At 71.5% G+C, this 22,488-nt stretch carries 22 protein-coding genes; 8 read left to right on the forward strand and 14 right to left on the reverse strand.

The features are described 5' to 3' along the window. Positions 1–50 precede the first annotated feature (50 nt). The 8 genes from ABD324_RS17100 to ABD324_RS17135 all read right to left on the reverse strand — a co-directional run bounded on the left by ABD324_RS17100 (position 51) and on the right by ABD324_RS17135 (position 8,644). Complete coding sequence (locus ABD324_RS17100) at positions 51–1,259, reverse strand: thiolase family protein (protein ID WP_344417764.1); 1,209 nt, start codon at positions 1,257–1,259, stop codon at positions 51–53. Next, complete coding sequence (locus tag ABD324_RS17105; protein WP_344417766.1) at positions 1,256–1,657, reverse strand: Zn-ribbon domain-containing OB-fold protein; 402 nt, start codon at positions 1,655–1,657, stop codon at positions 1,256–1,258. Before ABD324_RS17105 ends, ABD324_RS17100 begins: the two co-directional genes overlap by 4 nt. Beyond that, entirely contained in the window at positions 1,654–2,886 is a 1,233-nt protein-coding gene (locus tag ABD324_RS17110; protein WP_344417768.1) for a CaiB/BaiF CoA transferase family protein, read from the reverse strand. Before ABD324_RS17110 ends, ABD324_RS17105 begins: the two co-directional genes overlap by 4 nt. Beyond that, complete coding sequence (locus tag ABD324_RS17115; RefSeq protein WP_344417770.1) at positions 2,883–4,073, reverse strand: serine hydrolase domain-containing protein; 1,191 nt, start codon at positions 4,071–4,073, stop codon at positions 2,883–2,885. Before ABD324_RS17115 ends, ABD324_RS17110 begins: the two co-directional genes overlap by 4 nt. Before the next feature lie 85 nt (positions 4,074–4,158). After that, the gene (locus ABD324_RS17120; protein WP_344417772.1) at positions 4,159–4,932 is read right to left on the reverse strand and encodes an enoyl-CoA hydratase/isomerase family protein; all 774 of its coding nucleotides are present in this window, start codon (positions 4,930–4,932) and stop codon (positions 4,159–4,161) included. Next, positions 4,922–5,695, reverse strand: a complete 774-nt coding sequence (locus tag ABD324_RS17125) for an SDR family NAD(P)-dependent oxidoreductase (protein ID WP_344417774.1) — start codon at positions 5,693–5,695, stop codon at positions 4,922–4,924. Before ABD324_RS17125 ends, ABD324_RS17120 begins: the two co-directional genes overlap by 11 nt. Before the next feature lies 1 nt (position 5,696). Beyond that, the gene (locus tag ABD324_RS17130) at positions 5,697–6,848 is read right to left on the reverse strand and encodes an acyl-CoA dehydrogenase family protein (RefSeq protein ID WP_344417776.1); all 1,152 of its coding nucleotides are present in this window, start codon (positions 6,846–6,848) and stop codon (positions 5,697–5,699) included. A gap of 2 nt (positions 6,849–6,850) precedes the next feature. Next, the gene (locus ABD324_RS17135; protein ID WP_344417778.1) at positions 6,851–8,644 is read right to left on the reverse strand and encodes a flavin-containing monooxygenase; all 1,794 of its coding nucleotides are present in this window, start codon (positions 8,642–8,644) and stop codon (positions 6,851–6,853) included. A 357-nt stretch (positions 8,645–9,001) separates the two neighbouring features. Between ABD324_RS17135 and ABD324_RS17140 the strand changes: the two genes are divergently transcribed. The 6 genes from ABD324_RS17140 (at position 9,002) to ABD324_RS17165 (ending at position 14,512) form a co-directional block, all read left to right on the forward strand. Beyond that, the gene (locus ABD324_RS17140; protein ID WP_344417780.1) at positions 9,002–9,805 is read left to right on the forward strand and encodes an aspartate/glutamate racemase family protein; all 804 of its coding nucleotides are present in this window, start codon (positions 9,002–9,004) and stop codon (positions 9,803–9,805) included. A gap of 29 nt (positions 9,806–9,834) precedes the next feature. Further along, entirely contained in the window at positions 9,835–10,869 is a 1,035-nt protein-coding gene (locus ABD324_RS17145; protein WP_344417782.1) for a TIGR03617 family F420-dependent LLM class oxidoreductase, read from the forward strand. 64 nt (positions 10,870–10,933) lie between these two features. Next, positions 10,934–12,442 (forward strand): class I adenylate-forming enzyme family protein, encoded by a 1,509-nt coding sequence (locus tag ABD324_RS17150; RefSeq protein WP_344417784.1) that lies wholly within the window; start codon positions 10,934–10,936, stop codon positions 12,440–12,442. Between the two features lie 64 nt (positions 12,443–12,506). Next, positions 12,507–13,238: a dienelactone hydrolase family protein gene (locus tag ABD324_RS17155; protein ID WP_344417786.1), complete on the forward strand. Its 732-nt coding sequence runs from the start codon at positions 12,507–12,509 to the stop codon at positions 13,236–13,238. A gap of 44 nt (positions 13,239–13,282) precedes the next feature. Next, on the forward strand, positions 13,283–14,056 hold the full coding sequence (locus ABD324_RS17160) for an SDR family NAD(P)-dependent oxidoreductase (RefSeq protein WP_344417788.1): 774 nt from the start codon (positions 13,283–13,285) through the stop codon (positions 14,054–14,056). A 15-nt stretch (positions 14,057–14,071) separates the two neighbouring features. After that, positions 14,072–14,512 (forward strand): nitroreductase family deazaflavin-dependent oxidoreductase, encoded by a 441-nt coding sequence (locus ABD324_RS17165; protein ID WP_344417790.1) that lies wholly within the window; start codon positions 14,072–14,074, stop codon positions 14,510–14,512. A 35-nt stretch (positions 14,513–14,547) separates the two neighbouring features. Here the strand turns inward: ABD324_RS17165 and ABD324_RS17170 are convergent, their stop codons facing one another. Next, complete coding sequence (locus ABD324_RS17170) at positions 14,548–14,958, reverse strand: nuclear transport factor 2 family protein (RefSeq protein ID WP_344417792.1); 411 nt, start codon at positions 14,956–14,958, stop codon at positions 14,548–14,550. A gap of 229 nt (positions 14,959–15,187) precedes the next feature. Here ABD324_RS17170 and ABD324_RS17175 point away from each other — a divergent pair, with 229 nt between their 5' ends. Beyond that, the gene (locus ABD324_RS17175) at positions 15,188–15,532 is read left to right on the forward strand and encodes a serine hydrolase domain-containing protein (RefSeq protein WP_344417794.1); all 345 of its coding nucleotides are present in this window, start codon (positions 15,188–15,190) and stop codon (positions 15,530–15,532) included. Between the two features lie 3 nt (positions 15,533–15,535). On the opposite strand, the gene ABD324_RS17180 is transcribed toward ABD324_RS17175, so the two are convergent. From ABD324_RS17180 to ABD324_RS17200, 5 genes are read right to left on the reverse strand one after another with little or no spacing between them, the layout of a single operon-like run. Further along, a complete protein-coding gene (locus ABD324_RS17180; RefSeq protein ID WP_344417796.1) occupies positions 15,536–16,000 on the reverse strand; it encodes a nuclear transport factor 2 family protein in 465 nt (154 codons plus the stop codon). Positions 16,001–16,038: 38 nt separating this feature from the next. Continuing rightward, positions 16,039–18,159, reverse strand: coding sequence for an acetate--CoA ligase family protein (locus ABD324_RS17185; protein WP_344417798.1), 2,121 nt, complete (start codon positions 18,157–18,159; stop codon positions 16,039–16,041). Beyond that, positions 18,156–19,514, reverse strand: coding sequence for an MmgE/PrpD family protein (locus tag ABD324_RS17190; RefSeq protein ID WP_344418279.1), 1,359 nt, complete (start codon positions 19,512–19,514; stop codon positions 18,156–18,158). Before ABD324_RS17190 ends, ABD324_RS17185 begins: the two co-directional genes overlap by 4 nt. Positions 19,515–19,516: 2 nt before the next feature. Beyond that, positions 19,517–20,653 carry a CaiB/BaiF CoA transferase family protein gene (locus tag ABD324_RS17195; RefSeq protein ID WP_344417800.1) on the reverse strand — a complete coding sequence of 379 codons (1,137 nt, stop codon included), beginning with the start codon at positions 20,651–20,653 and terminating at the stop codon, positions 19,517–19,519. After that, a complete protein-coding gene (locus tag ABD324_RS17200; RefSeq protein ID WP_344417802.1) occupies positions 20,653–21,621 on the reverse strand; it encodes a CoA transferase in 969 nt (322 codons plus the stop codon). Before ABD324_RS17200 ends, ABD324_RS17195 begins: the two co-directional genes overlap by 1 nt. 139 nt (positions 21,622–21,760) lie before the next feature. On the opposite strand from ABD324_RS17200, the gene ABD324_RS17205 reads away from it, so the two are divergent. After that, the gene (locus ABD324_RS17205) at positions 21,761–22,438 is read left to right on the forward strand and encodes a GntR family transcriptional regulator (protein ID WP_344417804.1); all 678 of its coding nucleotides are present in this window, start codon (positions 21,761–21,763) and stop codon (positions 22,436–22,438) included. Positions 22,439–22,488 lie beyond the last annotated feature (50 nt).

Genomic DNA, 22,488 nt, shown 5'->3' on the forward strand with positions numbered 1-22,488 from the left:
TGCCCGGTCCGGGCACCGGGCTCGACACCCCGGTCACGCTACACGAACGTTCATTCATGGTCCGCGGCGCGGAGCAGCAGGCACGCCGCCCGGGTCCCGCCGCCGTTCGCGACGAGCGCGACGCGCGGCCGCGACCGCACCTGCCGCTCTCCCCCACTGCCCCGCAGCTGGACGACGGCTTCGCGGATGTGGCCGAAGCCGTGGGTCCGGCCGGCGCTCAGCTGCCCGCCGTGGGTGTTGGTCGGGAGCCGGCCCCCGTGGCTCAGCGGGCTGCCGTCCCCGATGAACTCGGCCGCCCCGCCGACCTTGCAGAAGCCGAACGCCTCCAGCCACATCGGGACGAAGATCGAGAAGCCGTCGTAGAGCATCGCGACGTCGACGTCCTCGGGCCGCAGCGACGTGCGGCTCCACAGCTGCGCGGCCGCACCGTTCGCCGACATGTCCGCGACGTCGTCGATGTGCTCCCAGGACTGCCGCTCGCGCGAGGCGGTGCCGCTCGCCTCGACGAACACTGCTCCGCCGGGCACGTCCGGCGCGTAGTCGCGGTGGGACACGACGAAGGCGGTCGCCCCGTCGACGGGGAGGTCGCAGTCGAACAGCCCGAGCGGGGTCGAGATCATCCTCGCGCCCAGGTAGTCGTCCAGGGTCATCGCCGAGCGCAGCACCGCCTCCGGGTTCATGGCGGCGTGTCGGCGCTGGGTCGTCGCGACCGCGGCGAGCGTCTCGCGGCTCGTCCCGCGGGTCTCGAAGTGGCGCATGGCCATCAGCGCGGCGCTGTTGACGATCGACATGACGCCGAACGGGGCCAACCAGCCGAAGTTGCCCGCGGCGGCGTCGTCCCCGCCCCCGTCGTTGGTGCCGCGCCTGCGCCCGCCGCCCTGGGCGGACGACTCCGTGGTCGTCCGGTAGACCAGCGCGTGCCGGCACAGACCCGCCGCCACCATCAGGCACGCGTTGATCAGTGCCGTCAGCTGGGCACCACCCTCGTACACCGACTGGCGGACGTTGAGGCGCAACCGAAGCGCGTCCTGCACGACCTCCGAGGCGGGCCCCGAGAAGCCGGGCATCGGCGAGTTGACCGCGCCCGGCCAGGTGAACAGGCCGTCGATGTCGGACAGCTCGAGGCCGGCGTCGGCCACCGCGGCGCGGCAGGCGTCGAGCGTGAGGTTCAGGCTCGCGTTGCTGAGCCGGCGACCGATCGGTGTCTGCCCGATGCCCGAGATGACGGTGTCGTGCTCGAAGCTGCTCATGCTGCTCATGTCTCCACCTCGAACAGGGGCAGCCAGACCTCGTCGGTCAGCTGCTCGAAGTAGACCCGGACGGGAGCCCCGATCGTGATGTCCGACGGATCCGGCGCCCGGAGGTTGCTCAGCACCCGCAGCCCTTCCTGTTCGGGCAGGTCGACGAGCGCGATGGTGTACGGCGTCGCCCCCTCGACCCACGCGTGCACGTTCTCGGTGTAGGAGTGGACCTTCCCGAGGCCGGAGACCGCGCTGGGCGCGACCTGCTTGGAGCCGCACACCGGACACTGTGGATACGGGGGGTGCAGGTAGAAGCCGCAGGCGCCGCACCGCAGGATGCGGAGCTCCCCCGCCGCCCCGCCGGTCCAGAAGGCCTCGTTCAGCTCGTCGAGCAGCGGGGGCCGGCGCGGGATCACAGCAGGGCCCCGCTGATGCGCAGGTCCAGGATCTCCTCGTCGGTGTAGCCGACGGACGCGAGCACCTCGTCGCTGTGCTCGCCGATCTGCGGGGCGCGGCGCAGGGGCGGCCGCCGCTCGTCGAACGTGACCGGGCTGCGCACGAGCGTCATCTCCCCGTCGTCGAGGGACTCGACGAAGCCCTCCGCCGCGACCTGCGCGTCCCGCAGCAGGTCCGCCGGCCGCTGCACGATGTCCCAGACGCCCGTCATCGCGCTCAGCCGCTCGCTCCACTCCGCCGCGGTGCGCCGAGCGAACACCGCCTCGAGCTCGGCGATGCACTCCTCCTTGTGCCGCACGCGTTCCGCGTTCGTGGCGTAGCGCGGGTCCGTGATCATGTCCGGGCGCCCGACCGCCTCGCAGAGGCTGGGCCAGTGCGGGTCCGCGGGCAGGAGCACGAGCACGACGTAGCGGTCGTCGGAGGTGCGGTAGCTCGTCGTCACCGGGCTCGCGGTGGCCCGGCTCGCCTCCGCGGGAGGCGGCTGCTCCGCCGCCGACGGATCGCGCACGGCGTCGAGGATGGCACCCGACATCGCCCACACAGCGGTGCCGAACAGCGAGAACTCGACCTTGACCCCCTCCCCGGTCCGCTGCCGGGAGTACAGGGCCGCGGCGATCGCGCCGGCCGCCGAGATGCCGGTCAGCACGTCGCCGAACGCCCGCGACGGCATCGGGTTGGCGAAGGCCTGGCCCGGCGGCGTCTGCGTGGCCGAGATGCCGGAACGGGACCAGAACGAGCTCAGGTCGAAACCGCCGCGGCCGGCCTCCGGGCCCACCGAGCCGTATCCCGTGCCGGAGGCGAACACGACGGACGGGTTCAGCTTGCGCACGCTCTTCTCGTCCAGCCCCATGGCCTCCAGCGAGGCCGGCCGCATGGTCGTGAGCACCACGTCGCACGCGGTGATCAGCCGCTGGACGGCCTCGAGGCCGTCGGGCGACCGCAGGTCGATCGCCAGGCTCTGCTTCCCGCGCGACACCTGCTCGAACATGTAGTTGCGGCCGTTGGGGAGGAAGGTGTTGAGCCCCCGCATGGGGTCGCCGGTCTCGGGGTGCTCGATCTTGACGACCGCGGCGCCCCAGTCGGCGAGGACGGCCCCCGCGCTCGGGCCCATCGCCCACATCGCCAGCTCGACGACGCGGACGCCGGCCAGGACCCCGGCCGTTCCCCCGGGCTCCCCGGACTCCGTCACAGCGCGTCGACCCCGGCTCGGATCTGCTCGCAGATGTCCATCGCCGGGTTGAGCTGGTTGGGCACGCTCTTGAGCAGGTTGAGGGTGAGGGCGACGCCGATCCCGCGCGACGCGTCCCCGAACGCGACCGCACCGCCGTTCCCGGTGTGCCCGAACGACTCGTGGTTCGGGCCGATCGGCCCGTAGACCTGTTCGACGACCCCGCCCAGCAGGAACCCGACGCCCTTGCGCAGCGGCACCTCGGTCACCGCGTCGATGCCCTCGACCTGCACCTCGAGCAGCCGCGGCAGATAGGCCTCGCTCAGCAGCCGGGCCCCGTCGACCTCGCCGGTGTGCGCGAGCGCGCCGTAGAAGCGGGCGAGCGCGCGGGCGGAGAAATGGCCGTTCGCGCCCGGCGCGACCGCGCGGCGGATCCGGTCGTCGTTGAAGTTGACGTCGCTGTCCGGCGGCATCGCGTCGAAGATCGGGTGGTCCGGCGGGAAGGGCTTGGCCGCCACACCCCCGGCGACGGCGCCCTCCGCCTTGACCGACCGGAGCCGGGTGAGCCGGCCCTCGGCGCGGTCGCCGATGCCGAACAGGAACTCGTCGGCGATGCCGAGAGGCTCGGCGATGTCCTCCCGGACGAAACGGTCGATCCGCTTGCCCACCACATGGTCCACGATCCCGCCGCAGACCCAGCTCCACGACAGGGCGTGCATGCCGCTCCTCGTGCCCGGGGTCCAGGCGGGTTCCAGGTCCTCGATCCACCGGATCCCGGCGTCCCAGTCCGCGAAGAACTCCGTGGTCAACGGGCGCGGCATGCGGTAAAGGCCACCCTGGTGGCTCAGTGCCTCCGCGATCGTGATGGCGCCCTTGCCGTTCTTCGCGAAGCCGGGCCAGTACTTCGCCACCGGGTCGTTCACGTCGAGCTCGCCGCGGTCCGCCAGCATGTGCACCGCCGCGGCGCCGACGCCCTTGGTCACCGAGAAGCTGGAGAACACGGAGTCCTCGCGGATCGGCTGCGGCGCGTCCCGGAAGCCGGCGTCGCCGGCGGCGACGCTGACGATCTGCCGGCCGTGCCGGTACACCGCCACCTGGATCCCGAGCTGCTCGCCCCGCTTGATCTGCAGGTCGACGGTGCGGCGGACGCGCGCCTCCAGCTCCAGCTCCGCCTGCGACCTGTCGTCCTTGACTGCGTTCGGCGCCATCGGCCTTCCCTCTGATCGATTCGTGCGCGAGCGGGACCCGCACCTGATTCGTCGACGGCCGGCGCGCGACGGCCGGCCGGGTGTGTCACTTTCCCATGAACTGCGGGGGGCGTTTGGCGAAGAACGCCTCGATCCCCTCCGCCAGGTCCGCGGTCTCCACCAGCGGCCCGAACAGCGTGGCCTCGATCCGGTGGCCCTCGACCAGGTTCGGCTGGGTGCCGAGGTCGACGGCGCGTTTGACGGCGGCGACGGCCAGCGGCGCATTGGCCGCGATCCTCCGGGCGAGCGCGGTGGCCGCCTCGCGCGCCTCGCCCGTCCCGACGACCTCGTCGACCAGGCCCAGGCGCAGCGCCTCGTCGGCCGCGATCCGCTCCCCCGTGAACAGCATGCGCTTGGCGCGGCCCGGCGGGATCAGCCGCGGCAGGTTCTGCGTCCCGCCGGCCCCCGGGATCAGCCCCAGCGTGACCTCCGGCTGGCCGAACCGGGCCTGCTCCTCGGCGATGCGCAGGTCGCAGGCCATCGCGAGCTCGAGCCCCCCGCCCAGCACCGTGCCGTTGATCGCGGCGATCACGGGCTGGTGCAGGGTCCGGATGCAGTCCTGCATGGCCTGGATGCGCAGCGCGTAGGCCTCGGCCTCGTGCCGGCCGATCGTCCGGACGTAGTGCAGGTCGGCGCCGCTGACGAAGTGCCGGCCGGTGCCGGTCAGCACCACGACCCGGATCCCGCCGTCACGGGCGAAGCCCGCCAGGATCTCGGCGATCTCGTCCGACAGCTCGGGATGCAGCGCGTTGACGGGGGGATTGTCGATGACGATGGTCGCGATGGAGTCCTCGACCTCGAAGCGGCACCTAGAAGCCAAGGGAGGACCCTCCGCAGACGTAGAGCGACTGGCCGGTCACGTAGCTCGCCTCCCGGGAGGCGAAGAACGCGACGACGGCGGCGATCTCGTCCGGCCGGGCGACCCGTCTCATCGGGACCCGTCCGGCGAACTTCTCCTGGAACTCCTCGGGGATGGCGCGGAACATGCCCGCGTCGACCAGCCCCGGTGCGACGCAGTTGACCGTGACGCCGTACCGGGCGCTCTCCATCGCCGCCGACCGCGTGAGGCCCTCGATCGCCCCCTTCGCGGCCGCATAGCTACCGCCGCCGAGCGAGCCGCGGACCGCGACCGAGCTCATGTTGACCAGGCGGCCGTACCCGCGTTCCTTCATGTGCGGCAGGGCCGCCCGCATCGCGTTGAGCGTGCCGTCGACATGGGTGGCCATCACCAGCCGGAAGTCCTCGTCGCTGATGGCGGTCGTGAAGTCGTTGCGGACGACGCCCGCCAGGGAGACGACGACGTCGAGCCGGCCCTCGCCCGCGACGACCTTGTCCACGGTGGACTCCACGTCCGTGCGCGAGGACGCGTCGAGCTGCACGGACTCCGCCCGGCCGCCCTGCTCGCGCAGCGAGACCGCGACACGTTCGGCGGCCTCGCCGTCCAGGTCGGACACGACCACCCGGGCCCCGCGCGCGACGAAGGCCGCGGAGATGGCCTCCCCCAGACCGCCCGCGGCCCCGGTGACGAGGACGACCTCGCCGGTCTCGTCGACGCTCGCCATCTCCGGGTCCGTCAGCGCCATCTCAGTACGACCTCGGGAGCGAGAGCATCCGCTGCGCCACGTAGTTGAAGATCATCTCGCGGCTCACCGGCGCGGTGCGCTGCAGCCGCGTGATGCCCCACAGCGTCGCGAGCCCGTACTCGGTCGCCAGGCCGTTGCCGCCGTGGGTCTGCATGGCCTGGTCGAGCGCGCCGAGGGCCGCCTCGGCCGCCGCGTACTTCGCCATGTTGGCGGCCGCGCCCGCGTCGAGCCCGGCGTCGTGCAGCGCCGCCGCCTGGCTGGTCATCAGCCGGGCGAGCTCCACCTCGATCTTCGCCTTCGCCAGCGGGTGCGCGATCCCCTGGTGCTGACCGATGGGCACCCCCCACACCTTGCGCTCCACCGCGTAGCGGCTGGCCTTGTCCAACGCGTAGGTCGCGATGCCGTTCTCCAGGGCGGCCGCCAGGATCCGTTCGGGGTTCAGCCCGTTGAACACCTGGGTCAGCCCCTCCCCCTCGGTCCCGAGGAGCCGGTCGGCGGGCACGCGCACGTTGTCGAAGAACAGCGAGAACTGTTTCTCGGTGGAGACCACCTCGGTGGGGATCTGCTGGCGCTCGAGCCCCGGCGCGTCCGGATCGACGAGGAGCAGCGACAGCCGTGCCCGGCCGGTGTGCTCGTCGGCGCCCGTGCGGACCACGACCACCACCGCGTCGGCCTCGTCCACGCCCGAGGCGTAGTACTTGCGCCCGTTGACCACGTAGTCGTCGCCGTCGCGGACCGCCGTGGTGGTCATCGCGAGGGTGTTGAGGCCCGCGTCCGGCTCGGTGATCGAGAAGGCCATCTTGGCCTCGCCGGCCGCCAGCCTCGGGACCCAGGCCGACTTCTGCTCCGCCGTCCCGTACCGGCCGATGAGCTCGGAGCAGATGGCGGCGGACACGATGATGAGCAGCGACGGCGTCCCGGCCGCGGCGAGCTCCTCGCACACGATCGCCAGCTCGGTGATCCCGGCGCCGCCACCGCCGTACTCGACCGGCAGGTGCACCCCGAGGAAGCCGTACTTCCCGAGGTCGTGCCACAGCTCGTCCATCTTGCGACCGGAACGCGAGGCCTCGAGGTAGTACTCGTGACCGTACGACCGTGCGAGCGTTCGCACGGCGGCACGCAGATCCGCCTGTTCCTGGGTGTCGACCAACATTGCTACCCCTCGCGCCCGAACTGGAATGTCTTGTGCTGGGTCTCGGCGTCGTCGTGCAGACGCGCGAAGTACTCCTTCGGCGGAGCGCCGAAGTTCGCGTCCTCCCAGCGCTTCTCCGCGAGCCGGCCCTCGTTGTTGAGATAGCTGGGGACGCACTTCTCCTGGTACTCGAGGCTGCCGCGCGAGCCCCGCTGCCGGGCGGGGCTGCGCGACACGATCTCCTCGACCCAGCCGGCCTGCGCGTCGCCGGACACCTCGAAGGTCCCCGCACCGTCGCGCTCGGCCTTCGCGATCACACCGGCGACGTGCTTGGCGGCCTCGGCGAGGGCGTGCGGGATGTTCGGCGGCAGCGACGCCTGTGCCTGGATGGCCGGCGCGAACGCGAGCCCCGGGAACTCCGTGGTGTACAGCCCGAAGAGCGACTTCATGCCCTTCGACCAGTGCTCGCTCAGGCTCAGCCCGCCCCGGCCGAGGATGCTGATCCCGACGCGGCGCTCGAACTCCGAGGGGGCGCCGACCTCGAAACCGGTCGCGAGGACCAGGACGTCGAGGTCGTAGTGCTCGCCCAGCGCGGTCAGGCCCGACTCGTCCGCGCCCGACACACCCTGGCCCCGGGTGTCCACCAGGGTCACGTTGGGCCGGTTGAACGCGTCCAGGTACTCGTCGTGGAAGCACGGCCGCTTGCAGAAGTAGGGGTACCAGCCCTTGAGCGACTCCGCGGTGGCCGGGTCCGACACGACCTCGTCGACCCGAGCACGGACGCCCGACGCGTAGTCGTGGTCCAGCCGCATCACCTCGTCGAGCTGCGCCGAGCGCAGGATCGCGAGCGAGCTGATCGTCCAGCCGTCGAGGATCTGGCAGTCGCGCTCGATCCCCGACGTCACGTCGGTGAAGTTCTCGATCATGCGCTGCTGCCAGCCGGGCTCGAGGCCCGCGGCCCAGCTCTCGTCCGTCGGATGGTTGTCCCGCGGCGCGATCGTCGACGGGGTCCGCTGGAAGACGTAGAGATGCCCCGCCGACCGGGCCAGGTGCGGCACCACCTGGACGGACGTCGCGCCGGTGCCGATGATGCCGACCTTCTTGCCGGCGAGCCCGTCGAGGTCTCCCCCGGGCCCCCCGCCCGTGAGCTCGTAGTCCCACCGGCTGGTGTGGAGCATCCGGCCGCCGAACGTGTCGATGCCCTCGATCTCCGGCAGCTTCGGCTGCGACAGCGGACCGGTGGCCACGTAGGCGTACCGCGACCGGATCACGTCCCCGCGGTTCGTGCGTGTCACCCAGCCCGGTTGCGCCTCCTCCCAGGTCAGCGAGGTGACCCGGGTCTCGAACAGAGCCCGCCGGTAGAGGTCGTGGTCGCGGGCGAGGCGCTGCACGTAGGCGTGGATCTCCGGCTGGTGGGCGTAGGCCTCGGTCGGCACGTACCCCGTCTGCTCCAGGCGCGGCAGGTAGATGTAGCTCTGGACGTCGCACTGCGCGCCCGGGTACCGGTTCCAGTACCAGGTGCCGCCGAAGTCGGTGGCCGTGTCGACCAGCAGGAAGTCGTCGACACCGCGATCGATCAGCTCCATCGCCAGCAACATCGCACTGAAGCCGGTGCCGACGACCAGGACACCCGTCTGGATCACCCGGGGCTCGCGCGACCCGTGTGTCGCGAGCGGATCCGCGAGGACGGGTCGGAGCTCCTCGTGGGCGTTCAGGTCGAGGGGACGGGAGCGCACGCGGGAGGTGCGGCGCTCCCTCTCGGTCTCGTAGCGCGACAGGGCATCGTTGAACTCTTCGTCACCAGGTAGGAGAGTCACTCTTCCGGCCTTCCTGACATGCGCGGCGGGAGCGGTGGCGGCACGGGACCGTGGACAGGCGGTCGACCGCAGCGAGGGGATGCGTCGCCGTTGACCGCTCGGATCACCGAAATTACACCAAATGGTTGGCAGATGTCCAGGGTCGCCCAACGACGGCTCGGGCAGCCGCGCAATGGGTTCGACCACGGGTGGAGCGATCCGCCCCGACCCCGGACCGGACGCCTGCACCTGGCCTTCTCCGGCGCACCATCCCAAGTTTCACCAACCAATTGGTAGATCTGCTAGCGTCGGGCCGTCACGACCTGCGCGCCGTCCGACCATCCGCCGTTCCGACGACGCTGCCCGCCTGGAGGCTCCATGAAGATCGGCATCGTCCACGTCACCGTCGAGAAGGGTTCCGAGCCGTACACGGAGCTGATCAACCAGACCTTCGGTGCCGCCAAGCGGGACGACACCGAGCTGATGCACCGGTACGTCCGGCACATGCGGCGTGCCACCGACACCGCGCTCGCCTTCCCCACGCTGCTCAACAAGGTCGACGTGATCAACGAGTTCCTGCAGCTGCAGGCCGACGGCGCCGACGCGGTCATGGTCGCGTGCTCGGGCGACACCGGGGTGGGCGAGGCGCGCAGCCTGCTGGACATCCCGGTCGTCGGCCCGATGGAGGCCGCGGCCGGGCTCGCGATGGGCTACGGCCGGCGGATCGGCATCGTGACCGTCGCCGACAACCCGTGGGCCGGCTTCATGGACCAGTTCATGAACGACATCGGCCTCGGCTCCCGCTACGTGGGGCTGCGCCAGCTCCGCACCCCGACGATGCAGGTCTTCACCCAGGGCTTCACCGAGCCCGCCACCGTCGCCAAGGAGATCGCGGAGTGCGCCCGGGAGCTGGTCGAGATCGGCGCGGAGAGCATCCTCGTCGGCAGCGCGGGCCTGAGCACCTTCGCGAGCTACGGCGGGCTCACCCACCTCGAGGACCCGGTCGTCCCGATCTTCGACGTCCTGGTGGCCGGGCTCAAGCTCGCCGAGGTCCGCGCGGAGCTGAAGCTCAAGGTCGGGGTGCCGGAGGTCAGCCGGGCCGGCTGGACCGAGCGCTACCCCGACAAGGACGTGGCGCGCCTGGCGGGCCAGTTCGGCTGGTACGCGGACCCGGCGAGCTGACCACCCGCCGCCCGAGAACGAGGACCCCGATGGTGAGTTTCGACCTCGACAGCATGTTCCGGCTCGACGCCGCGACGGTCGCCCGCGAGGCACCGGTCCTGGAGGCGGAGGGCTTCTCCGCCGCGTGGACCACGGAGACGCCGCACGACGCGTACCTGCCGCTCGCGGTCGCCGCCGCGGCGACGACCACACTGCGGCTGGGCACCGGTATCGCCACGGCGTTCACCCGGTCCCCGATGGTGACGGCGACGACGGCCTGGGACCTGCAGCGCATGTCCGGCGGCCGCTTCATGCTGGGGTTGGGCACCACCGTCGCCGCCCACAACGCGCGGCGGTTCGGGACCCCGGTCGACAGGCCGGGCCCGCGGATGCGCGAGCTCGTCCTGCTCCTGCGCCACATCTGGGGGGCGTTCCAGGGGGAGCACCCGCTGGACTTCCACGGCCGCTTCCACGACCTGGACCTGCTCACGCCGATGCACTCGCCGGGCCCGATCGAGCATCCCGACATCCCGATCTTCATCGCCGCGGTCGGCCCGTACATGTACCGCCTCGCCGGTGAGCTCGCGGACGGGGTGCACGTCCACTCGTTCAGCACCCGGGCGTACCTGACCGAGCGAGCCCTGCCCGCCCTGCACGAGGGACTGGAGCGGGCCGGGCGGTCCCGTGGGTCCGTCTCGCTCACCTCGTCGGTGTTCGCGGTGGTCGGCGGGGACGAGAGGATGGACCGGGCGGTGCGCTCGCAGCTCGCCTTCTACGGATCGACCGGCTCGTACCGCCCGATCTTCGAGATGCACGGCTGGGGCGACCTGACCGATCGGCTCAAGCCGTTCGTGCGGGCCGGCGACATCGACGGCATGGTCGGCTGCATCACCGACGACGTGCTCGAGGAGTTCGCCATCGTGGCCCCCACCTGGTCCGAGGCGATCCGGAGGACCGAGGCGCGCTACGGCGGCCTGCTCGACCGCATCGGGTTCTACGGCCTCGGCGGGATGGACCTCGCCGTCGACGCGCCCCGCATCGCGCAGGGCCACCGCGACGCGTCCGCACTCGCGGCGGCCCGATGAGACGGCCCCGCCGGGAACCACACGTGAGCGCCGGCAACAGCGGCGCCGGAGCCGGGGAGAACCGGTGAACCTCTCACTCCTGCTCGAGATGGCACTGTCCGGGTTCGGCGACCGGCCGATCCTCGGGCGCCGCCGGGACGGCTACACCGTCGCGCAGCTCGACGGCCTCGCCACCGGCGGCGCGGCGCTCGTCCACCGGGCCGGCGCGGAGGAGCTGGTCTATCTCGACGTCAACGGGCCCTGCTTCCCGGCGGCCCTGTTCGCCGCGGCCCGTGCCGGGGTCCCGCTGGTCCCGCTGAACTACCGCCTCGGCGACGACCAGCTCGAGGCACTGCTGGCCGGGCACCCCCGCGCGATCGCCATCGCGGGCCCGCGGTTCGCGCCGCTGTTCGAGCGGATCGGGATGCCGGTCCGCACCAGCGCGGAGTGGCTCGCCGCGAGCATGCGGGACGGCGGGGGCAGCCGGCCCGAGGGCGCCCCGGACGAGGACCGCCCGGCCGTGGTCATCTACACGAGCGGGACGACGTCCGAGCCGAAGGGCGTGGTGCTGCGCCACCACAACCTGGCCAGCTACGTCCTGGGCACGGTCGAGTTCGCCTCGGCCGGCCCGGACGAGGCGTCGCTCGTGAGCGTGCCGCCCTACCACATCGCCGCGGTCGCGAACGCGATCAGCAACCTGTACGCGGGCCGGCGGGCGGTCGTACTGGAGCAGTTCACCGGCACCGAGTGGCTGGCGCTGGTCCGGGCCGAGGGGATCACCCACGCGCTGGTCGTCCCGACGATGCTCGCCCGCATCGTCGCCGCGGAGGGTGACCGGTCGCTGCCCGGGCTGCGCTCGCTGGCCTACGGCGGGGCCGGCATGCCCGTACGCGTCATCGAGGAGGCGCTCGCGGCGTGGCCGCACGTCGACTTCGTCAACGCCTACGGGCTCACCGAGACCAGCTCGACGATCTCCGTGCTCGGCCCCGCGGAGCACCGCGCCGCGGTCGCCGACGACGATCCGGCCGTGCGCGCCCGGCTCGGCTCCGCCGGGCTGCCGGTCCCCGGCGTCGAGGTGACGATCCGCGACGACACCGGGGCGGCCGTGGCGGCCGGCGTCCCGGGGCGCATCTGGGTGCGGGGTGAGCAGGTGTCCGGCGAGTACGCGGGCCTGGGCTCCGTCCTCGACCCCGACGGGTTCTTCGACACCCGCGACGAGGGCCACCTGGACGCGGACGGCTACCTGTTCGTCGGCGGGCGCACGGACGACACCATCATCCGGGGCGGCGAGAACATCGCCCCGGCCGAGATCGAACAGACCATCCTCGCCCGCGACGACGTGGACGACGCCGTCGTCGTCGGGGTGCCGGACCCGGAGTGGGGCCAGCGGCTCGTCGCGGCGGTCGTGGCCAAGGCGGGCCGGACGGTGGACCCGCAGGAGGTCCGGGACTTCGTCCGGGCCCGGCTGCGCGGTTCCAAGACACCGGATCAGGTGCTGGTCTGGCCCGAGCTCCCGCGCACCGACACCGGCAAGATCCTTCGCCGGCAGGTTCTCGCGCTCCTCGACGGCGACGATCTGGTCCCCCGAGGCTGACCGCCGGCCACCACCGCCTCCTCGACGCCACCTCCGACCGAGACCCGCAGGCAGGGACCACACCATGTGTCACGACGACGACAGCCGACCGCCCCCGCCACCGACCGTCGGCGCCGTCGCCTCCCACGGCCGGCTGACCCTCGCCGCCGGCGACGGCAACACCGTCGCGGCCTACCGGGCGATCCCGCAGGATCCCCGCAACCGCAACGTCGTCCTGCTGCCCGACGTGCGCGGCCTGCACCGCTACTACCGGCAGCTGGCCGTCCGCTTCGCCGAGGCCGGCTTCACCACGGCCGCGATCGACTACTTCGGCCGGTCGCACGGCACGGGCGACCGGGGGGACGACTTCGACTGGCGGAGTGCCGTCGCCGAGGTGCGGCCCGAGCACGTGGCGGCCGACGTGCGGGCGGCGGCCGACCACCTGCACGCGCTGAACGGGGGCCCGGTGTTCACGGTCGGGTTCTGCTTCGGCGGCAGCCACTCGTGGCGCCTGGCCGCCGGCGACATCGACCTCGCCGGCTGCATCGGCTTCTACGGCACGCTCCGGCACCTGACGGACGTCGAGGACAGGCTGCACCGCCCGCTGCTGATGCTCGTCGCCGGCGCGGACGAGCTGACGCCGGTCGCGGACTTCCGGGCATTCCGTCAGCGCCTGTCCGATGCCGGGGTCGACCACCGGATGCACGTCTACGAGAATGCCCCGCATTCCTTCTTCGACCGCTCCTTCGTCGAGTGGTCGGAATTCTGTCAGGATGCCTGGGAACGCATCCTGGAATTCACGTCCGAGCACGCCTGAACCGACCGTCCCCGGTCGACGAACGATTCGGAGCACTACAGACAATGAGCGAGCCATTGGCGAAGGGCCACGTCGCGGTCGTGACCGGTGGGGGGTCGGGGATCGGGCGGGCCACCGCGTTGCTGTTCGCCGCCGAGGGGGCCACCGCCGTCGCCGTCGCGGACATCAACGAGGCGTCCGCGGCCGAGACCGCCACGCTGGTCGGCGAGCTCGGGGTGGCGAGTTTCGCCATGGCGACGGACGTCGGCTCGGCCGCGGAGATCGACGCCTTCGCCGCGGCCACCCAGGAGCGCTTCGGGCCACTCACCGCCGCGGTGAACTGCGTCGGCGTCAACGGCCCGTACGTGCCGATCGGCGAGTACTCCGACGAGGACTGGAACCGGGTCATCGACATCAACCTCAACGGGATCTTCCGTTGCATGCGCTCCCAGGTCCGGTACATGACCTCCGAGGCGGGCGGGGCGATCGTCAACGTGTCCTCCGGGGCCGCGGCGAGCCCCATCCCGGACATGGCCGCCTACAGCACGAGCAAGCGCGGGATCCTCGCGGTGAGCCGAGCCGCCGCCGGCGAGTACGTCAAGGCAGGGATCAGGATCAACGCGATCCTGCCGGGCCCGATCATGACGCCGATGCTGCAGTCGCACGCGAGCACCGGACACGGCGCGCAGCGCGTCTCGAACCACCCCATGGGCCGCAGCGGCACGCCGGAGGAGGTCGCCGAGGTGGCCGTGTGGCTGTGTTCCCGGCGGGCGTCCTTCGTGACGGGGGTGGAGCTGCCCGTCGACGGTGGCCTGCACCAGTTCCGCCAGCAGCACTGAGCGGGACCGGCACCGATGCCGATCGAGGGCGAGTACGCGCCCACCCCGCGGGCGTGGGTCCGGGATCAGGTCGAGACCTACGAGCGGTCCGCCGGCGCCGCCGGCCACACGCTGCGCGACACCGGGCTCCCCGTCATCGTGGTGACGTACCGGGGCCGCAGGTCCGGGAAGGTCCGCAAGATCGCGCTGATGCGGGTCGAGGCGGACGGACGCTACGCGCTGGTCGCGTCGTACGGCGGGGCCTCGAAGCATCCCGAGTGGTACCACAGCCTGCGCGACCATCCGGCGATCGTGCTCCAGGACGGGCCGGTGCCCCGTGACTTCACGGTCCGCCTCGTCGAGGGGACCGAGCGCGACGAGTGGTGGGATCGCGCCGTTGCCGCCTATCCCGAGTACGCGGAGTACCAGGACCGGACGCAGCGGCGCATCCCGGTCTTCGTGGCTGAGCAGGTCTGAAGGAGGTACGCGAGGCCCGCACCGCCCGGGCCGGTTCAGGCGTCCCGGAGGACGGTCCGGCGGCGGATCCGCCAGCCTGCGGGGGTGCGGACCAGCTCGTCGTCGAGCGTGGTGATGCGGTGCAACCGGGACGCGGCACCGGGAGGGGTGCCGATGATCTGGAGGTAGGCCAGCGCGTTGAGGGCGTCCGGCCCCTCCCCGGCCGCCACGTCGACGGTGCTGACGACGTGGCGCAGCACCTCCCCGGCCGCGGAACCGGCATGGAAGCGCTCGGCGAATGCGACGAGCTCGGCCGTACCGCACGCGGCCGGATAGCTCGGCGAATGGAACTCACCGTCGGCCGTGAAAGTGGCGGCCCAGTCGGCGGCGTGGCCGGAGTCGATCGAATGGCTCTGCCGTCCGTACATCTGGTGCACGGCCATGACATCGGCGATCGGGACCTCCATCGGACTCCTGACCCTCGAAAGCGGCGTGGCGTGAATTGCACGATACCCGATTTCTTTTCGGAATCACCCTCGCCGGCCGGGTCTCGGGGAGGAGCGTCGGCGCGTTCCTGCGCGCGGAGATCGCCGGGCCGCTCGGCGCGGACGTGCTGATCGGCGTGCCGGACCACGAGCAGGGCCGCTGCGCCGACGTCGACCGGTACTCGTCCGTGGGACAGGTACCGGCCGGCCTGTGGTCGCCCCCGAGACCCGGGTCGTCGGCGGCGGGTTGCACCCCGCGCTCGCCGCGATCGGCAACCTCCCTGCGGGCGACGACGAGAACAGCGCGGCATGGCGAGCAGCGGAGTTCCCGGCGGTGAACGGCCACGCCACGGCGCGGGGTCGCGCGACGATTTACGGCGCGCTGGCGAACGGTGGCCTGTCCGGGGAGCACCACCTCGTCGGTGCCGCGACGATCGACCGGATGCGGGAGATCCAGGGCACCGACGACGACCTGATCAGCGGGGGCGGCGGCGGTGTCGGAGGCCGTCCACCCGGAGCCCTCGCCTCGTCGATTCGACGGAGCCTGACCGGATGATCGTCAGCGCCCGTCCGTCGGAGGCGGCGCGTACCCCGACTCCTGGAGATCGATCCCGTTCAGGCCGTGTCGGCTGACGAAAAGCGTGCTGATCTGCCAGTCCGACTCGACCCAGCTGAGCGTGAAGTCGTACTCGCCGCGGTAGAGAGTCGTGCCGTTCGAGCTGTCCGGCACGAAGAAGAAGAGTCCCACCACGAAGGCACGGACCTTGGCCTCTTCCTCGGACACCGAGGTCAGGACGGAGTTGGCGACCCAGTGGGTCGCGTCCGTCCAGTCGGCGAAGCGGTCCCGGTAGTTGCGCGCGATGTCCGCCCTGCCCGTGACCGGACCCCACACCTGGTGCAGGTAGGCGTCCGGGGTGAAGAGCTCGGCCACCTTCTCGGGGTCGCGGTCGTGCAACGTCTGGGCATAGCGGTTCGGCGTCTGGTAGGCGAGGAGTGCGCGCAGCGACAGATCCGTTGTGGACATCAGTGTCCCTTCACCGAAGTGTGACAACAGGTTTGTGGTTATCGGACAGAGAGGGCGGGCTGGATCGGCTCCGACTCGGGCAGGAGCATCCTTGCGTCGACGACCACGCACCCGGCGCCGGCAGCTCTGACGATCACGGGGTTCAGCTCCGCCTCGTCGATGCTCTCCGCGAGGGCATAGCGCTGGAAGTCTGCGATGAGCGACTCGACTGCGTCTCGATCACGAGAGCCGCCCCGGTAGTCGCTCAGGTAGGCGCCGAGCCGGGTCGAGTCGATCATGTCTCTGATGTCGGCGGACGTCGCCGGCATCGCGGCGAAGGCGACGTCGCCCATGAGCTCGGTGAGTGTGCCGCCCACGCCCACCGTCAGCACTGAGCCGAACGTGGGATCCTGTGTGACTCCGACGAGAACCTCGGCACCGGACTCCGCGATCTCCTGGACGACGAATCCTCCCTCGTCGTCGAAGTCCGCAACGACGGCTCGGGCCGAGTCCCTGATCTGGAGGCAGACGGTCGTGACGTCGGCGGAGGCCACGCCCACGCGGACGCCCCCGATGTCGGACTTGTGCAGGATCGCCGGGTGGTCGACCTTGACCACGTAGTTGCCCGGTCGGGCGAGCGCGAACTCGCCGGCCCCGGCCGCCGAGGCGAACCGCTCGCTGACGACGGTCGGCAGCCCGGCCGATCCGAGCTGCGCCAGGGCTTCCTGCCCCCCGGCCCATCGACCGTTCTCGACCGCTCCCGTCCTCGTGCGGGCGACGTCGGCATCCCGCGACTCGTTCCGCCGGGTCGCGAAGAGGGCGTCGGCGGCCCGCACCGCGTCCGCCATGTCCTCGAACACGGGGACTCCGCCGGCTCTCAGTGCCTCTCGCATGGGCTGTGCAAGTGTCGGCGCCACCGGGAGCACGACCAGCAGCGGCTTCGTCCGGCGCCATGCTGCGGCGACGGCGTCGGCGATCTCCGTCGTGTTGTTCGTGGCGAAGGTGATCACGATCAGGTCCACGCCCTCGTCGCTCTCCCCTGCCCGGATCACCGCGTCGAGGCGCGACAGGTCCATGAGGACCGATCCGGTCAGGTCCACCGGGTTGCCGGTCTGGCTGAACCCCGGGAGCTGCTCGGAGATGGCAGACGTGGTGCTCTGCGCGAGCGACGCCAGGGTCAGCCGGGAACCGGACACCTCGTCGGCGAGGACGGTGCATCCCGCTCCGGACACGGAGAGGACGAGCGCCCGCCCCTCCCCCATCGCCGCTCCCGTGGCGGCCAGGGTGAGCGCGTCGAGGAGGTCCCGGACGGTACGGCAGACCGTCACCCCGTGTTGGCGCAGCACTCCGTCGTACACCTCGGAGCTGCCGGCGAGCTGTCCGGTGTGGCTGGCGGCCGACCGGGCCCCGTCCTCGGTCCGGCCGGCCTTGAAGAGGATCAGCCGCTTGCCCGCGGCCCGGCACCGGTCGGCCGCCCGCAGGAAGCCCCGTCCGTCCCGGATGCCTTCCACGAACATGCCGATGACGTGCGTGTCCGGGTCCTCAGCCAGCGCGTCGAGATAGTCCGCCACGTCGAGGACGGCACCGTTGCCGACCGAGAGCCAGTACCTGATGCCCACCCGGCGTTCGACCAGGTGGCTGAGGATCATGCCGCCGACGGCCCCGCTCTGGGTCACGACGGCCACGTTGCCCGGGGACGGCTCGCCTGTCTCCAGGGCGTGGGTGAACGTCCCGACGAGACCGTTGCCGATGTTGAGGAGGCCTGCGGTGTTGGGTCCGCAGATCGCCATCCCGTACCGGTCGGCCACCTCGCGAAGGGTCCGCTCACGAGCCGTTCCCTCCTCACCCGCCTCGGAGAATCCGGACGAGTACACGACTGCCGCGCGCGTACCGAGTTTGCCGAGGGCCTCGACCGCGCGGACCGCCTCGTCGGCGGCGACCGCCACACAGGCGAGTTCGGGCACGACCGGCAGGTCCTCGATGGTCGCGGCCCACTCGACACCCGGGACGTCGAGTCGGCGGGGGTTCACTCCGTAGAGGGGACCGGCGAACCGGCCGGCGAGCGCTCTGACAAGGCGGGTTCCGGGCTTGTCCCCCGATGTCGACGCCCCGACGATGACGACCGAGGCGGGAGAGAGGAGCGACGTGACCGAAGAGGCGAGCACAGCATGGTCCTTCACGAGTTCGTTCCGACGCGGGGCCTGCCCGCCACCAGGTTCCGGAGGGTGGTGCCGTCCGCGGTTTCCAGCGCGTCGGCCAGTTCGTCGTAGGTGGGCAGCCGTTCTGCCGCAGTTCCGAGCGCCACCGCCCGCGACCGACAGGTCTCGAACTTGGCCCGGGCCAGCTCGGCGCCGAGCGGCCGCCCGACGGCCCCGAGCACCGTCTCCACGGTGATCGACGCCCCTGAGCCCTCGACCTCGATCGGCCCGAGTGCCGCGCTGTCGTCGACCTCGACGTCCTGGACGACGTCGACGCGACCCGCCAGGTCGACGACCGTGGGGTCGTCGATCAGACCCGGCCCGTAGCTCTCGAAGTCGATGCGGCCGTGGACGAGGGCGGACGCGACGAGGAAAGCCGTGCTGAACTGCGCGTCCATCTCCGCCGCCCCCCGTGATTCGAAGGGCCGCACCACGATCCCGAAGCGATCCGTCGCCGGGTACCGCACGCGGACGCGCTCCAGCCCGGCCGCCGTCTCGGCCCCGAGCCGCTCGCGCAGCAGCAGTGCCGCCTCGATCGCGCCGTGGGTGAACCGGCAGGCGGGATAGGGCTTCAGCGAGAGCTCGTCGATCCGCGGGCGCTCACCGCCGTGCACCTCCGCCTTGTTGCGGTCGCTCCCGTAGTAGTGGGTGAGAAGCCCGTACTCGCCCCCGAGCCATCCGCGGACACCACCGATCCCGGCGTGGGCGAGCCTCGAGGCCAGTACCCCCGCCCGCGCCGACGTCCCGGGCATCAGGCGCTTCGCGACGGACGCGTCGAGAACCACCTGCTTGTTGCCGCCGAGGTGCACGTAGGCGTTGCCGACCGCATCGGCGACGACCTCGTCCGGCGCGCCGGCCGCCGTCGCATGGGCGAGCGCCGCTCCCATGGCTCCCAGCAGGGTGGTGTAGTGCCAGCCGCTGTAATGGGGCCGGGCGAGTGCAAGGTTGCAGGCCAGCTCGGTTCCGGCCGCCACCGCGGACAGGAGCGTGTCGGTTCGCCCGTCGCGCCAACCGGCGTAGGCGGCCGGAAGGATCACCGACATGCAGTGCACGATCGCGGCGTCGTGGGTGTCGTCGAAGTCGTTGACGTGGATCGCAGCGCCGTTGAGCAGCGCGGCGTCGCCGGCAAGCGCGGCCCCTCCGGAGAACCACACAGGCGACGGACCGGCGCCGGACACCTCGAGGGCCTCGGTCAGCTGCCCCACGACCCGGCTCGCCGAGCCCGGCACGGCGACACTGAACGCGTCCAGTACGGCTCGGGTGACTCCGGCAGGCGCGTCCGCGGCCGTCCGCCCCGCGCGCTCGGCCGCATCCAGCGCTGCGCGCTCGAGGGACATCGTCACGCGAGGATCCCTGCGTCGGCCAGCCTACGGATCTCGCCGTCGTCCATGTCGAGCCAGTCGCGGAGCACCGCCGGAGTATCGCCCCCGAACAGGGGTGCCGGGTGCCCACCTCCGATCTCTCCCCAGGGCGAGGGCAGGAAACTCGACTCCCCCGTGATGGGGTGGACCACCTTCTTCCGTGACAGCGACCCGCCACCTGCCCCGTGTTCCCGGTCGACCCGCAGCACGGGAGCGACCGTCACGCCGGCGTCGGCCAGCGCCACGACGACCGCGTCCCGAGGCCGGTCCTTCGCCCACGCTCGCACCGACTCGACCAGGGCGCCACGATCGGCGCCCCGGCTCTCACCCAGCGGGACGTGGCCGACGGCGGCGGCGAGGGCGTCCTCCTGGCCGGCGCCGAGCACACAGACGACCCATTCGTCGTCCCCACCGACCTGGAGGACCACCTCGGCCGGGCCCGACGCGGACTCCTCGAGGAGGGCCGCTCCGAGGACGCCCACGACGCTCTCGATGCCGGAGAGATCGATGTACGCACCCTGCCCGGTTCGCTGTGCCCGCCAGAGCCCTGCGAGAGCCGCCATCACTCCGTAGCTCGAGATGTTCGGATCGGCGATGCCGAAGGTGGCGCCGCCGAGCGCGGGCTCGTCCGGGTAGCGGACGAGGGACTCGTAGCCCGCCATCGCCGTGGTGACGAGTGCGTAGGCACGCAGGTCCTTCCACCGACCCCGCTGACCTCCTGCCGACAGGGAGAGGGCGACGAGGGACGGATTGGCCCCCCGGAGCACCTCCCACCCGATTCCGAGGCGGTCCAGCGTTCCGGCGCTGTAGTTCTCGATGAGCAGGTCGGCCTGCTCGACGAGGGCCAACAGAACGCCGCGGGCGTCAGGGTGCTTGAGGTTGAGAGCGAGGCTCTTCTTCCCCCGGTTCAGCTTGTGGAAGGACGGCGACGCCTCGCGCTTGTTCTCCCCCCAGTGCTCCTCGCGCTCCACGCCGCGGAGCCGGTACGGGTCGAGCCGGGTGGCGGACTCGACCTTCACCACCTCGGCGCCCAAGGCCGCCATCGCTGCCCCGACGAGCGGCCCTGCCCACACCCAGCCGAGGTCGAGGACCCGCAGATCGTTCATCGTCTTCATCAGGCACTCACCAGGAACGGAAGGCCGGGGAAGCGCGACTCGGCACCGAAGTCCCAGAACTCCCGCTCATCGACCAGGTTGTTGTAGGACTCCACGTCGTCGAGATCCGCGACCGGGACCGCCAGCACTCCGTCGCGCTCGGCCGTCTCGAGGATCTCTGCCCGGCTGAGGCGCTGAATGATCGGCCGCAGCTCCGCGTCGACGACGTCCGCCAGTGACTGCGCGATCTCGAACGGGTCCGGATAGCGCCGGCTCACATCGCCCGCGCCCAGGGCAGCGGCGATGCCGTGCCAGTCGCGCTTCGATCGCGCGATGAGCGCGACCTGGCCGTCGGCACAGTCGTAGATTCCGTACGGGTAGATGCCGGCGCTTCCCGCCGCCCTCCGGCCCTCGCGCCGCCAGCCGATACCGGAATGCAGATAGCTCGTCGAGTTCTGGTCGACGAACGAGGCGATGGACAGGAGTCCCGAACTGTGATGGCGCCCGCTCTCACCCCGGAGGAGGAGCCCCAGGCTGTTCCCGGCGAAGACGACCCCGGCGAGGAAGGCGGCGGTGTGAGCAGGCATCGAGAGCGGTGGACGCCCGACCTCCCCCATCGCCCATGTCGCCCCGGCGATCGCCGAGAGGACAGCCGAGTCCGCCAACCCGTCCGGCAGCGACGCCAGAGGAGGCATGTCGAGCACGCTCACCAGGGCCCCGTCCACCGGTCCGACGGCGTCGACCGCGCGGCCGTCGGCGATCACGAGATCGAACCCCGAGGCGTCCGGACGACCGGCTCCCTTCCGCTTGCCGTCGTCCAACCAGCCGCGCAGCGCCGCGGGGAGGCGATCCTCCGCCTGCTCGTCCAGGACCGGGACACGACAGACCTCGGCACCCATCAGCCGGAGATTGCGCCCCGCGAACGGCACCGCGATCCCGGCCCCGACCTCGAGCACCCGAAGCCCCTCGAGCAACGACACCTTACCCATGACACCTCCATGTATACGGGATACTGTAGCCGCACCCCTGACACGGGTCAATGGCTCTCGAATACCGCATCCCGGCTGGTCTACACTCGGCGGCGCAGACAACGGATCTGCACCGGCGACTCCCGAAGGTTTGCAACTGATGGCCCTGACCGACGAAGAAAGCAGCGCTCCACGCGTGGAGCGGCGGAGCCTGCGGGACCAGGTTGCCGGAATCCTGCGCGACAAGATCCTGACCGGCGATCTTCCGGCCGACACCAAGGTCGTTCAGAGCGAATGGGCCGAGCGGCTCGGCGTCAGCCGCATGCCGGTCCGAGATGCGATCAACCAGCTGGCCAACGAAGGAATCGTCAAGCCTTCTCGAAATGGCACAGCCATCGTCCAGGCCATCAACGAGAACGAGATCCAGGACGGATACGAGCTCAACGCGGCACTGTCACGCTTTGCCGCATCCCGGGCGGCGGTGCGCCGGACCGAGGAACAGCTCGGCCAGCTCGTCGCGATTCAGGATGACATCGACACGGCAGTCTCCGAACGCCGCCTCGATGCGGCCTCGAAGCTCAACTGGTCCTTTCACCGGCTCATCAACGTGTCCGCACAGAGTCCTCGCCTCATCGCCCTCCTCCAGTTGCTGAGCCCGTCCATCCCCCACTCGGCCTTCGAGGTCATCGAGGAGTGGCCGGCCCGCGCCGCGAACGATCACAGGAAGATCATTCAGGCGCTCAGGGACCAGGACGCGGCAGCAGCGGGCGTCCTCGTCTACGAGCACGTCCTCGCGGGCGCCTCGGCGATGATGACCGAGCGCGGCCGCCGCACCTGAACGGCCCCACTGCCCCCGACCCGCCCGAGCCGCGGGAAACGCTCCCCGCG

The organism is Pseudonocardia ailaonensis (assembly GCF_039531635.1).
Taxonomy (GTDB): domain Bacteria; phylum Actinomycetota; class Actinomycetes; order Mycobacteriales; family Pseudonocardiaceae; genus Pseudonocardia; species Pseudonocardia ailaonensis.

Coding starts and splice junctions, on each gene's coding strand:
- ABD324_RS17160 (WP_344417788.1), top strand. CDS start 13,283: ATGAGCGAGCCATTGGCGAAGGGCCACGTCGCGGTCGTGACCGGTGGG.
- ABD324_RS17165 (WP_344417790.1), top strand. CDS start 14,072: ATGCCGATCGAGGGCGAGTACGCGCCCACCCCGCGGGCGTGGGTCCGG.
- ABD324_RS17155 (WP_344417786.1), top strand. CDS start 12,507: ATGTGTCACGACGACGACAGCCGACCGCCCCCGCCACCGACCGTCGGC.
- ABD324_RS17200 (WP_344417802.1), bottom strand. CDS start 21,621: ATGGGTAAGGTGTCGTTGCTCGAGGGGCTTCGGGTGCTCGAGGTCGGG.
- ABD324_RS17190 (WP_344418279.1), bottom strand. CDS start 19,514: ATGTCCCTCGAGCGCGCAGCGCTGGATGCGGCCGAGCGCGCGGGGCGG.
- ABD324_RS17130 (WP_344417776.1), bottom strand. CDS start 6,848: ATGTTGGTCGACACCCAGGAACAGGCGGATCTGCGTGCCGCCGTGCGA.
- ABD324_RS17170 (WP_344417792.1), bottom strand. CDS start 14,958: ATGGAGGTCCCGATCGCCGATGTCATGGCCGTGCACCAGATGTACGGA.
- ABD324_RS17140 (WP_344417780.1), top strand. CDS start 9,002: ATGAAGATCGGCATCGTCCACGTCACCGTCGAGAAGGGTTCCGAGCCG.
- ABD324_RS17100 (WP_344417764.1), bottom strand. CDS start 1,259: ATGAGCAGCATGAGCAGCTTCGAGCACGACACCGTCATCTCGGGCATC.
- ABD324_RS17180 (WP_344417796.1), bottom strand. CDS start 16,000: ATGTCCACAACGGATCTGTCGCTGCGCGCACTCCTCGCCTACCAGACG.
- ABD324_RS17145 (WP_344417782.1), top strand. CDS start 9,835: ATGGTGAGTTTCGACCTCGACAGCATGTTCCGGCTCGACGCCGCGACG.
- ABD324_RS17195 (WP_344417800.1), bottom strand. CDS start 20,653: ATGAAGACGATGAACGATCTGCGGGTCCTCGACCTCGGCTGGGTGTGG.
- ABD324_RS17125 (WP_344417774.1), bottom strand. CDS start 5,695: ATGGCGCTGACGGACCCGGAGATGGCGAGCGTCGACGAGACCGGCGAG.
- ABD324_RS17115 (WP_344417770.1), bottom strand. CDS start 4,073: ATGGCGCCGAACGCAGTCAAGGACGACAGGTCGCAGGCGGAGCTGGAG.
- ABD324_RS17205 (WP_344417804.1), top strand. CDS start 21,761: ATGGCCCTGACCGACGAAGAAAGCAGCGCTCCACGCGTGGAGCGGCGG.